At 48.6% G+C, this 11995-nt stretch carries 6 protein-coding genes, 3 tRNA genes and 1 pseudogene; 4 read left to right on the forward strand and 6 right to left on the reverse strand.

All coding sequences use genetic code 11. The features are described from left to right. Positions 1–222 precede the first annotated feature (222 nt). Positions 223–755, forward strand: a pseudogene (locus ACM67E_RS05875) (NAD(P)H-hydrate epimerase). 78 nt (positions 756–833) lie between these two features. Here ACM67E_RS05875 and crcB read toward each other — a convergent pair. Both crcB and ACM67E_RS05885 read right to left on the reverse strand, forming a co-directional pair. Beyond that, positions 834–1205, reverse strand: coding sequence for a fluoride efflux transporter CrcB (gene crcB, locus ACM67E_RS05880; protein WP_416192677.1), 372 nt, complete (start codon positions 1203–1205; stop codon positions 834–836). Between the two features lie 25 nt (positions 1206–1230). Next, positions 1231–1908, reverse strand: a complete 678-nt coding sequence (locus ACM67E_RS05885; RefSeq protein ID WP_416192678.1) for an energy-coupling factor ABC transporter permease — start codon at positions 1906–1908, stop codon at positions 1231–1233. A 149-nt stretch (positions 1909–2057) separates the two neighbouring features. Here ACM67E_RS05885 and ACM67E_RS05890 point away from each other — a divergent pair, with 149 nt between their 5' ends. Next, the gene (locus ACM67E_RS05890; protein ID WP_416192679.1) at positions 2058–5237 is read left to right on the forward strand and encodes a DNA translocase FtsK; all 3180 of its coding nucleotides are present in this window, start codon (positions 2058–2060) and stop codon (positions 5235–5237) included. A gap of 539 nt (positions 5238–5776) precedes the next feature. Here the strand turns inward: ACM67E_RS05890 and ACM67E_RS05895 are convergent. The 3 genes from ACM67E_RS05895 to ACM67E_RS05905 form a co-directional block, all read right to left on the reverse strand. Continuing rightward, positions 5777–5867: transfer RNA gene (locus tag ACM67E_RS05895), tRNA-Ser, on the reverse strand. Positions 5868–5954: 87 nt separating this feature from the next. Beyond that, positions 5955–6041, reverse strand: a tRNA-Leu gene (locus ACM67E_RS05900). Between the two features lie 36 nt (positions 6042–6077). Next, positions 6078–6164: transfer RNA gene (locus ACM67E_RS05905), tRNA-Leu, on the reverse strand. Between the two features lie 81 nt (positions 6165–6245). On the opposite strand from ACM67E_RS05905, the gene rnr reads away from it, so the two are divergent. Beyond that, positions 6246–8735 (forward strand): ribonuclease R, encoded by a 2490-nt coding sequence (gene rnr, locus ACM67E_RS05910; RefSeq protein ID WP_416192680.1) that lies wholly within the window; start codon positions 6246–6248, stop codon positions 8733–8735. Between the two features lie 164 nt (positions 8736–8899). Here rnr and ACM67E_RS05915 read toward each other — a convergent pair whose 3' ends face one another. Next, the gene (locus ACM67E_RS05915) at positions 8900–11083 is read right to left on the reverse strand and encodes a LysM peptidoglycan-binding domain-containing protein (protein ID WP_416192681.1); all 2184 of its coding nucleotides are present in this window, start codon (positions 11081–11083) and stop codon (positions 8900–8902) included. 214 nt (positions 11084–11297) lie between these two features. On the opposite strand from ACM67E_RS05915, the gene ACM67E_RS05920 reads away from it, so the two are divergent. Then, the gene (locus ACM67E_RS05920) at positions 11298–11963 is read left to right on the forward strand and encodes a class I SAM-dependent methyltransferase (protein WP_416192682.1); all 666 of its coding nucleotides are present in this window, start codon (positions 11298–11300) and stop codon (positions 11961–11963) included. Positions 11964–11995: the final 32 nt, after the last annotated feature.

Consider the following 11995-nt stretch of genomic DNA (forward strand, 5'->3'; position numbering starts at 1 on the left):
GAAACGCCGTTCTTTTGACACATTGTCTAATCTATTCCCTTTAAGAAAGGCCATCAAGTTTATTTCCAAATCTTAACTTTCGTTAGCGGCCTTTTAACAGCTGGAATTTAAAGGAAAATTCGGTTTTCAGACGGCCTTGCGGCAAGAGAGTTCCGGCTTCAGTAAAACGGTACGGGCGTTTAAAATAGAGAGAATGAATGTGGTGAAACAGGAGCAGAGAAAATGAAAGTCTATTCCGCCCGGGAAATGAGGGAAGCCGAACAGGCGGCGGTGGATAAGGGGACATCGTTTGAGCAGTTGATGGAGAACGCGGGGCAGACGGCTGCGGCGGATGTTTTACGGCGTTTTGGCCGGGCGCAGAAAGCATTGGTGGTTTGCGGGAAGGGCAACAACGGCGGCGACGGCTTGGTAATGGCGCGGGTTTTGCAGCAGCAGGGTTGGCAGGTGGATGTTGTTTTCGTGTGTGGCAGCACTTTGTCGGCATTGGCGGCGCTTAACCGGATGCGGTTAAGCGGTTTGCCGCGCATCACTTTTCTGGACGAGTCGGATTTGTCAGGCCGTCTGAAAACGCCCAATGCATACGGTGCGGTGATTGAATGCCTACGGGGCTGAACGGCGATACAGCCGAATATGACGGAGAGACATTTCGTGCCGACATCACCTATGCCTTCGGTGCGTACAAACCGGCGCACATGGCTGAAGCGGCGAAAGCGGTATGCGGCGAAGTGGTGTGTCTGGACATCGGCATAGACTGACGCAGGCCGATAGAAGCTTTTGCGTCTCCCTGTTTTTCAAATATCCGGTTTGTACTTCTCAGGCCGTCTGAAAATGTTTCAGACGGCCTTGAGCCATTGGGCAAGCCAAATGCCCAAAGCGGTCAGAATCAAAGAGCCGAAAATATGTAATGCCGCGGTAAGGAGGGCCGCGCCCCAACGCTGCGCCTGCATAAAGTTCACGATTTCCAGTGAAAAGCCGGAAAATGTGGTCAGGCTGCCGAGAAAGCCGGTAATCAAAAGCAGTTTCCATTGCGGATGGTGAACCAGTTCGGCGCATATGCCGATAAGAAAAGCACCTATCCAATTGGCGGCCAACGTGCCGAAGGCAAACGAAGCGGAAGCGTGGGTGAAATACAGCCCCAAAAGCCAACGGATGACGGCACCGGATACGGCACCGGCGGCAATGGGCAGGAGAGAAGCAGGAAACATGGTTTTCCTTGAGGCCGTCTGAAAATCACCAGATTTTATTGGCGGGCTTCAGATAGCGGTTGTCGTCAAAAGTGTTCAGCCATTGCGGTCGCAAGGCAACGAAAATCGCGGTGGTGATGCCGCTTAAAAAGGCTTCCGCCCAAGCGATCAGAATGAAAACGGGCAGGGCGGTCGACCATAATGCCTGACTCGGAAAAGCGGCGGCCCAATCCAAAACCGAAACCAACACCAAGCCGGTAAACAGAATGCTGACGGCGGATCCGATGAATCCGTTGACGAAAATAAAGATAAACAGATTGGCCGGCAACAGATTGACCAAACGGCGGAACACGATGTTTACGGCCAACGGCGGCGGCAGCAGAGCCAAGGCATTGACCGGATAAACCGACAAACCGCCGCCAAACAGCCAAACATAAGGAAAAAGCAGCAATGCGCCCAGCCACAGCGCGGCAGGTGCGCCCAACATCAGCGCGGTCAGATTCATTGCCAGCAAATGATAGCTCATGCCGGCCAGCTGGCCGTCGTCGGGCGCGGCATTCAAAAGCCATGCCGTGGTCAAAATGACTACGGCCAAGGTCACGGCGGAACGGTGTGCGGCAAATGCTTTAAAAGCAGGTTTCGCGCACAGAGCAAGCAGTACGGCCAAAATCAGCCATGCTGCGATAAAAACGGCCGGCGAAAACCAGTGGGCTTGAAAAATCATAATAAACAAGGATTAAATATTTTCAGACGGCCTCATTATACGCCCAATCATTAAAATATTGCGCCGGCAGCGGTTTTGCTTATTCTTTTTGGCGCGGAAACACGATAAAATAACCGCCTTTGCAGTTGAATCGGATATTAAGGTTTCATATGTTGTGGACGGTGTTGATTTTACTTTTGTTGTGCGCCATAGGCGGTTTGTTGTGGCTGTATTACCAGCAAGACCGGCAATGGCAGCAGGAAATCGGCCGTCTGGAAAATCCGGAAAGTACCGAGCCGGCGGAATGTGCACCGTACGCGCAGGATTTCCGTGAAGCAGCAGCCGTTATCAATCCGTTCGGCCGGCATGCCAAAGCGGCTTACGGCAAAACAGTTGCCCGTTTGCGCCTTTTGGCTTCGCAACGCCAAACCCCGGAGAAGCCCCTTAACCATGCCGAAGAGCATGGAAGTACGGATGATTTGCCGTCTTTTTCCGAGCAGTCTTATCGTGAAGCCGAGTTGCAGGATGCAGCCGAAGAGGCTGCGTTTCAGCGTGACTTTCACCAGCACACTTACCAAAAAGTCAACCAGCCTGTCCAGCCGCTTGCCGAACCGCAAGAATTCATCCGCCCGACGCAGGCATCCAAACGCTTGTCCAACGTGCCTGATCCCGTAATCGTGCCTTTCGAGGAAACGGAAATTCCGGAATATGTACCGCGTAAGGTTCAGGGAGCGGTTTTCGAGGAAATCACTTTGGAAGAAGCGACGCGTTCGTTAAGCGAGGCGGTATTGCAGGACATGGCGGAAAAGGAAAACGCCAAGAAAGAAATATCTCCTGCCGGAAAATCTGTTTTCGAGGGCGCACCCCAACCTTCCCTCCAGCCAAGAAAAGACTTAGAAGTAATTGATTTCAATGATCCTGCTTTACGTCGCACGCGTGAGCGAGTATTGGCAAAGGTCGAAGAAATCCACATCAATCCGGCACAACAGCCGCGTATCGAATCTGCGCAAAATGCCCTGCGCACGGCCGAACGCGAAACGGTCATTCCGGTAAAAGACATTCCGAGCCGCTGGGACGAAATCGATGTTGAGAAAATCCGTTCTAATCTGGCACGCCAAACCGCCGCCCGAAGCCGCTTGGCTGCTGCCGTGGCGCCGGTTCGCGATTACCAGCCGGCCATTATTCGGGATGACGAAATACTGGCCAATCTTTCGCACCGGAAAATACCGTCAAATCGCCGTCCCCAACCTATCCGCCGTATTGATACGAGTACGCGGGAAAGCGTGATTCCCGATTCCGTGGTCATTGAGAAAAGCAGCGCAGTGGTGCAACCGGTCAAGCCTGCGCCGAAAATGCCGCGCCCCCAAAACAATGAAGCATTCATTGCCCGTCCTCCTGCCCCCAATGCTACTGTCGTCGAGCCGCCGGCCGTGCCGAAAGTCGATCCGGTGCCGGTCAATATTCCTGAACCGCCGGCTTTTAAAGAGCCACCTTCCTTGATTCGTCCTGAAGCATCGGTTAGTGCGCATGTTACCGACCATCCTGTGCGCTCTTTGCAGGATTATTTGATTAGTGAAACAGAAGACATCATTTCCGAACCGAAGCCCTCCGTTCAGACGGCCTTGGACGAGGTAACGGCATCTGTGTTTGAACATGTGCACGGAGCCGATAGCGGGAAGATGCCGTCTGAAAGGCCGCATTGTGATGCGCAGGATGCAAATGAATTTATGGCACCGGTTCATACGGATAATATATCTCGGGCAAGGGCTGCCGTAACGGATGATACGACGGTCGGATCTGGCTCAGGCGTAGAACACCACCAGTTTGGCAGAACGGCAGATTCAGTCCATCAACCGGCCATGCCGTCTGAAACACAATTGCCGGGGGTGGATTTGCTGTTGCCGCCGCAATTTGACCCGACTGCCACACAAACCGAAGAGGCCTTGATTGAAAACGGCATCATCATTGAAGACAAGCTGGCCGAATTTAAAGTCAAAGTCAAGGTGGTCGATTCCTATTCGGGGCCTGTTATCACGCGCTACGAAATCGAACCGGATGTCGGCGTGCGCGGCAATGCGGTACTGAACTTGGAAAAAGATTTGGCACGTTCTTTAGGCGTGGCCTCTATCCGTGTGGTCGAAACCATTCCGGGCAAAACCTGCATGGGCTTGGAACTGCCGAACCCCCGCCGCCAAATGATCCGCTTGAGCGAAATTTTTAATTCGCCGGTATTTACCGAATCCGAATCCAAACTGACTCTGGCCTTGGGGCAGGACATTACCGGAGAACCGGTGGTCACCGATTTGGCTAAAGCGCCGCATCTGCTGGTGGCCGGTACGACAGGTTCGGGTAAGTCGGTAGGTGTGAATGCGATGATTCTTTCCATGCTTTTCAAGGCGGCACCTGAAGATGTGCGCATGATTATGATCGATCCGAAAATGCTGGAATTGAGCATTTATGAAGGCATTCCGCACTTGCTTGCACCGGTTGTGACCGACATGAAATTTGCACCGAATGTGCTGGATTGGTGCGTCAATGAAATGGAAAAACGCTACCGGTTGATGAGTCAGATCGGTGTGCGTAATTTGGATGGTTTTAACCAGAAAATCATCGAAGCCGAGGCGCGTGGTGAGAAAATCATTAACCCGTTTACGCTTACGTCGGATAATCCGGAGTATTTGGAAAAACTGCCTTTTATTGTGGTAGTGGTGGATGAATTTGCCGACCTGATGATGGGGCCGAACAGCAAAAAAATCGAAGAATCAATTGCCCGCCTGGCACAAAAAGCCCGTGCCGCCGGTATCCATCTGATTTTGGCCACCCAACGCCCGAGCGTGGACGTGATTACCGGTCTGATTAAAGCCAATATCCCTACCCGGATTGCGTTCCAAGTCTCCAGTAAAATCGACAGCCGCACCATCCTTGACCAAATGGGCGCGGAAAATCTGTTGGGGCAAGGCGATATGCTGTTTTTGCCGCCCGGTACCAGTTATCCGCAGCGTATTCACGGTGCTTTTGCATCTGACGACGAAGTACATCGCGTAGTGGAATATTTGAAACAGTTCGGCGAACCGGATTACATCGAAGAAATTCTGAGCGGTGGTGTCGATGATTTACCGGGTATGGGCAACCGTAACGACAGTGACCAGGATCCGATGTACGATGAAGCCGTTGCCTATGTGGTGAAGACACGTAAAGCCAGTATTTCCGGCGTACAGCGTCAATTACGTATCGGTTACAATCGAGCAGCACGCCTGGTAGAACAAATGGAAGCAGACGGAATAGTGTCTTCTGCAGAGTCTAACGGTAACCGCACGGTACTGGCACCGAGCAGCAGTCATTTGGATTGATTTTACTTTGATTGAAAGGCCGTCTGAAAAGCTATGATGATTTTCAGACGGCCTTTGGTATATAAGAAATCTTAATGTGGTTTTCGCTGACCCGGTCATACCAAATTCAACGCATTTACCGTATCTGTAAGGGAACGGTGTGCTGTATTTTGTTGCCGGGGAGAATGATGCTGTGGATTACTTGAATGAAACAGGGATTTCAACCATCAAAATTTCTGCTGAAAGCTTAATGTTTGTCTCTAAGATGCTGTATAGTTCAGTCACAATATGAAATAAGTCCGATATTAGAGTGGGTTCAAATAAAAAATAATACGGCGTTGCCGGCTTTCTAGTGTACCGGGTGTACACAGCGGTCGCTGTCGCCTTGTCTTATTTCTATTTGAAACGACTATAAATTTAGGATAAAAATGCCCTAGATGACTTGAAATGGGGAGATTTTGAGTCGAATTCAGTCCCATCACAAAGATTTGAAGATAGTCAAAGAGAAAGGGTGGGGATAGAAATAACCCTATGAAAAATCATAGGGTTATCTGAAATTTTGGCAGAGGGGAAGGGATTCGAACCCTCGATACGCTATTAACGTATACACACTTTCCAGGCGTGCGACTTAAACCACTCATCCACCCCTCTATAATCTTAGAATAGGGAAATTATTTGATGGAATCAAAAAATCTTTTAATTACAAATAATCAAAAATCCAATTTTAAACCGGATATCTGGTGCCCAGGAGAAGACTCGAACTTCCACACCCGTGAGGATACTAGCACCTGAAGCTAGCGCGTCTACCAATTCCGCCACCTGGGCATTCAATTTTAAAGCAAAGCACACCAATCAATCTTTTGGTGCCCAGGAGAAGACTCGAACTTCCACGCCCGTGAGGACACTAGCACCTGAAGCTAGCGCGTCTACCAATTCCGCCACCTGGGCTTTGCTTTATTTACGGTTTTACGTTACAGTACCAAAGGTGCTGCTTGAAACGAAGTGGCTATTATATATTTACAACGAAGAATGTCAACTGTAAAAATGAATAAAAAAATTAAATCATTAAAAAATCTAAGAGAAAAAGATCCATACTTGGAGCGGGAAAAGAAGCGTTACGATAATCCTTTACCCAGCCGTGAATGGATTATTGAATTATTGGAGCAAAAAGGTGTGCCGACCAAAATCGAAGTTTTGGCACGAGAATTGTCTATTGCTGATGACGAATATGAATTTTTTGAACGCCGTCTGAAAGCGATGGCGCGTGATGGCCAAGTATTAATCAATCGTCGAGGGGCATTATGCGCAGCAGATAAACTGGATTTGGTAAAGTGCCGTGTAGAGGCGCATAGGGACGGTTTCGGTTTTGCTGTGCCCTTGGAAAAAACAGGAGAGAGTGATTTCGTATTGTATGAACGCCAGATGCGTGGTGTGATGCATGGAGACATTGTCACGGTACGCCCGGCAGGAATAGATCGCCGCGGCCGTCGGGAAGGCATAGTTTTGGATGTTGTCGAGCGTGCCCAAACCCAGGTGGTCGGCCGTTTTTATATTGATCGCGGTATTTCTATTTTGGAAGCGGCAGATAAGAGACTGACGCAGAGCATTGTCTTGGAACCGGAAAGTGTTTCGAGCTTCAAGCCGGAATCGGGACAAGTGATTGTTGCTGAAATCGAGAGCTATCCTGAATTACACCGTCCGGCAGTAGCGAAAATAGTCGAAGTGTTGGGTGAATACGCCGATAGCGGTATGGAAATTGAGATTGCCGTGCGCAAACACCATTTGCCGCATCAATTTAGTGAGGCTTGCCAAAGAGCTGCCGCCAAAATTCCCAATCATGTACGTAAAAGCGATTTGAAAGGCCGTGTAGATTTGCGGCAGTTGCCACTGGTAACGATTGACGGCGAAACCGCACGTGACTTTGATGATGCCGTTTATGCCGAAAAAATCGGCCGCAATTACCGTTTGGTCGTGGCAATTGCAGATGTCAGTCATTATGTGCGTCCGGGTGATGCGCTTGATAATGATGCAGTTGAGCGTAGTACCAGTGTGTATTTTCCTCGCCGAGTCATTCCTATGTTGCCGGAAAATCTTTCGAATGGGATCTGTTCGCTGAATCCCGATGTCGAGCGCTTGTGCATGGTTTGCGATATGACCATTACTTATGCGGGTAATGTGAAAGACTATAAATTCTATCCTGCGGTAATGCGTTCGCATGCCCGGCTGACGTACAACCAAGTATGGAAATGGCTTTCAGACGGCACAGATAATCCGATTATGCCGCAAATTAACACACTCTATAAACTCTTCCAGATTTTGCAGAAAAAGCGTTACGAGCGCGGTGCGGTGGAGTTTGACAGCGTAGAAACGCAGATGATTTTTGACGATAACGGTAAAATCGAGAAAATTGTACCGGTACACCGTAATGATGCACACAAACTGATTGAGGAATGTATGTTGGCAGCGAATGTGTGTGCTGCAGATTTTCTGTTGAAAAACAAACATACCGCTTTATTTAGAAATCATCTGGGTCCGACATCGGAAAAACTGGCGACATTGCGCGAACAGTTGGGATTGCTGGGGTTAAGCTTGGGGGGTGGAGATAAACCGACCCCGAAAGATTATGCTGCATTGGCACAGCAATTCAAAGGCCGTCCGGATGAAGAATTATTGCAAGTGATGATGCTGCGTTCGATGCAGCAGGCCGTTTATGAACCGCATAGCGACGGTCATTTCGGTTTGGCCTATGAAGCCTATGCACATTTCACGTCACCAATCCGCCGCTATCCGGATTTAACCGTACACCGTGCAATTAAGGCTGTGTTACAAGGGGAAAAATACACACCGTCGAAGAATTGGCAGGCGCTGGGTGTACATACTTCGTTTTGCGAACGCCGTGCCGATGATGCCAGCCGTGATGTGGAAGATTGGTTAAAAACCTATTATATGCATGATAAAGTAGGCGAGATATTCAAAGGTAAAATTTCAGGGATGACCAGTTTCGGTATTTTTGTTACCTTGAATGATATCCATATTGACGGCTTGGTGCATATCAGCGATTTAGGTGAAGATTACTTCAATTTTCGTCCGGAGATTATGGCTATTGAAGGCGAACGCAGCGGTATACGTTTCAGCATGGGAGATAAATTGACGGTTAAAGTGGCTCGTGCAGATTTGGATACCAGCAAGATTGACTTGGTGTTGGTTGACACCGATACGGTTGCAGCTGCTAAAAAGAGTCGTCGTAAATCAAGTAAGCTAACAATGAAAGCGAAGGGAAATCGATCTTCAGTAACCGATAAAGTTAAAGCGAACAGTAGAAAGTTATCAGCTAAGGAGATCGATGAGGAGATGGTTGCTGCAAAGCAGAAGTCTTCACGCCGCAAATCAGATTCGCGTAAAAATTCTGATAAACCGAAATCTGAAAAAAGTAGTAAAACTAAAGGTGTTAAAGTGAAAGTTAAAGCCGCTGGAAATGCTTCATCAAAACGTAAAGGCCATAGTAAGACGAAATCTTGACATTATTTTGTTTCCGTATCGTCAATATGCTTTAGGCAGGAAATAAAAAGTGTGAGCAGTGTGATTTACTTACACTCCGGGCCGTCTGAAAATTGTTTGACGATGAAAAAAGAACCGCTATTTGCGGTTCTTTTTATATTAAAACGTTTGAATTTGACTCTGCATCAACTGCCTTGCAATTTTAGGCGCTGGCCCGGTGTAACGGTACGGGTATTTTTATTCCAGCGGCGGATATCGTTGATATCGACATCAAAGCGGTTGGCGATGGTATTCAGTGTATCGCCCTTGCGGACAGTATAGGCCACATTTTGTATCCGGTCTGATTTGGCTTTGGGTTTCGCTGCCGCTACACGCAATAATTGGCCTTTGCGGATATTGGTGCCTTTGATGTTATTGGCGGTAATCAAATCGGCTACACTCAGATTATAGCGTTGGGAAATATTGAACAAGGTATCGCCTTCGGCAACCCGATGCATTCCTGAACCATTTTGTGCAGAAGCAGAAGTATTGGCTCGTGCTAAACGCGCAGCAATGCGTTGGTGCTGTTTGGCACGGTTCTCAGCCAATCTTGCTGTACGGGCTTTGGCTGCAGTTTCCTGATTATTCAGGCTTGCTACTGTTTCACTCACTGTTTCAGCTGCTTGGATCCGCGTAGCCGAATCTTGTACCAACGCCATCAAAGAATCATTCTCGGAAGCAGGTTTTTCAGTTTGTTCGCTTTGGGTTGGTAATGGCAAAGGTTCATTTAATGCAATGTCTGCTACAGGTTCTTGCTCGGACTGAGCCACTGTTTCGACGGCTTTATCTGCCTCCGATGAGTCGGATACCAAGTTTGATGCCAAGCTGATTGGTGCAGTTTGCTGCGGTTTGGCTTCAACCGTAGATGTCTGGTTAGCAGGTATGGCAACAAAGTCAGTTGCTAAAGCCATAACTTCGGCAGACGATGGTTGCGGTTCGGCTATGGCGGCAACGGTTTGATCGGCTGCATTATCGACCGCTGTGGCTGTAATGTTTGCGGCCTGACTGCGGCTTACAAAATCAATCGGCGTCGTGGATTTTGCAGAAGGTTCCGTCACACTGGGAGTGGTGACAATTTCGGTGATTTTTGCATTACTGGCCAATTGGATCGGTGCCATTTCGGGCATATTCGAACGGTACGTATCCGGAGTATTATCGGTATCGATAAAATTAATTGGCGCATCACTATTGCTGTTTGAGCTGTTTTTAGCAACTAGAATACTGCGGCCGGCAGACAGCGAATTGCTATTAACCCCATTTAACCGCTTGATTTCTGCTACGCTCATGCCGGTTTCCGATGCAATGGCATTGAGCGTAGTGTTGCTGTAAGAGGTATAGACATCCCAAGACAGCAAAGTCTCAGGCTTGGCATTACGATAGTTTTTTTCAAATGTTGCGGCGGCATTTGCCGGCAGCAATAATTTTCTACTGGATTTAGGAATAAATATCGGGGCATTGAACGCCGGATTCAGGACCAAAAACTCACTTTCGTCAATATTGGCCAGACGCGTGATGGCACTGCGGTCAATCGGCTTGTCGATATCGACCACTTTGAAATAAGGCTGGTTGCTGATTTCGCTTACATTCATGCCATAAGCTTGAGGATTTGAAACGATATTGCGTACTGCCAATAATTTGGGCACATAATTACGCGTTTCGTTCGGCATGCGCAGGTTTTCGTAAGTCGGCTCCAAGCCCTGTGCCCGCGCACGGTTGATGGCGCGGCCGACATTGCCTTCTCCCCAGTTATAGGCGGCCAAAGCCAAAGACCAATCGCCAAACAGACCGTGCAGGTATTCCAGGTAATTCAAAGCAGCATTGGTAGCGGCATAAACATCATGGCGTCCGTCATATAAAGCGGTTTTCTCCAAACCGTAATGGCGGCCGGTTGCTGGCATAAACTGCCATAAGCCTGATGCACCAACGTGTGATTTTGCCTTGGTAACATATGCGCTTTCAATGAACGGAAGCAAGGCAATTTCTGCAGGCATATTGCGCTTTTTGACTTCGGTGGCAATATGGTACATATAAGGCTTGCTGCGGTTGATGGTGCGGTCGAAATAGGCGCGGCCGGCTGAAAACTTCCCTTCGTGACGGCGGACTAATTCGGAATTGACTTCATTCATACGGAAATCTTTACGCAACGAAGCCCATAAGCTGCCCGAGCCGAACGTTTGTGATTTGGCTTGGTCAAGCAGGGCGGAATTCAAGCGCATCATGGCCATGCCGACTTGATTGGGGGTTGTGTTGCCGGCAGCATTAGCGTAAGTAGATCCGGAAACGGCAGAGATGCCGGAAATGGTCAGTGCAATTGTTTTCAGTTTTGCCATAGTCAGAAATAATAGTAAGATAGAATAAATTTAGTCAGTCGGATACTACTGTTTGATGTTGCGAACGTCAAGCCGACAGGCTTATTATTTACTCATATTGTCGCCTTAATACCAAATTTTCATCAAAAAGTCATGGTGTTGTGGTTGCCGGGAGAGTGCCGTGGCAGATAGTCTTGAAGTCTATTGCCAAGCCGTCTGAAAGTTAGGAGTGCTGATGGATACGTGGTTTGAACAAACCTTACTCGGACAATATGTTGCGCAAAAAGAGCGGCAGTTTTTCCAAAAGCATGTGAATGTTTCCTCAAAGGATGCAGCGGCGCAAATAGGTGCAGCTTGGCTGAGGCCGTCTGAAAACCTTATTTATATTCCTGAAGATATGCGGATGAATGCGGATGAAATGGCTTGGGAAAACCAGTCGTTGGATATGCTGCTGCTTCCGCACAGCCATGAGTTCAACAATGCGCCTTTGCTGGTTTTGGCGGAATCCGCCAGAGTCTTGAAACATGGCGGCAAACTGATTGTGACGGGATTTAATCTCCATTCTTTATGGGGGGGCAGCAAGTGGTTTGACGGGAAGCTTCTGCCTGAGAGGACGCATTGCTTTACCTTGCCGCAATTCAAACGGCAGATTCGCGAATGGGGTTTTGAAATAGAATACGGTCAGTTTATGGTTTACGTGCCGCCGTTGGAAAATGTTTCTGCTTTAAAATTCGGACGGTTATTGGAAAAAGCAGGTGACCGCTGGTGGCCGCAATGCGCAGCGGTGTATGGCTTGGTATTGGTCAAACGTGTTGCCGGTGTTATCCCTCTGCCGGAATTTGAAACCGAATTGCAAGAATCGCCGGTGGCTCTCACCATAGCACGTGTAGAAAGCAAATAAGGTACTTTGCAGAGTTTTACCTTTTTTCAGAC

It is taken from the genome of Neisseria sp. CCUG12390 (assembly GCF_047837985.1).
In the GTDB taxonomy this organism is placed as follows: domain Bacteria; phylum Pseudomonadota; class Gammaproteobacteria; order Burkholderiales; family Neisseriaceae; genus Neisseria.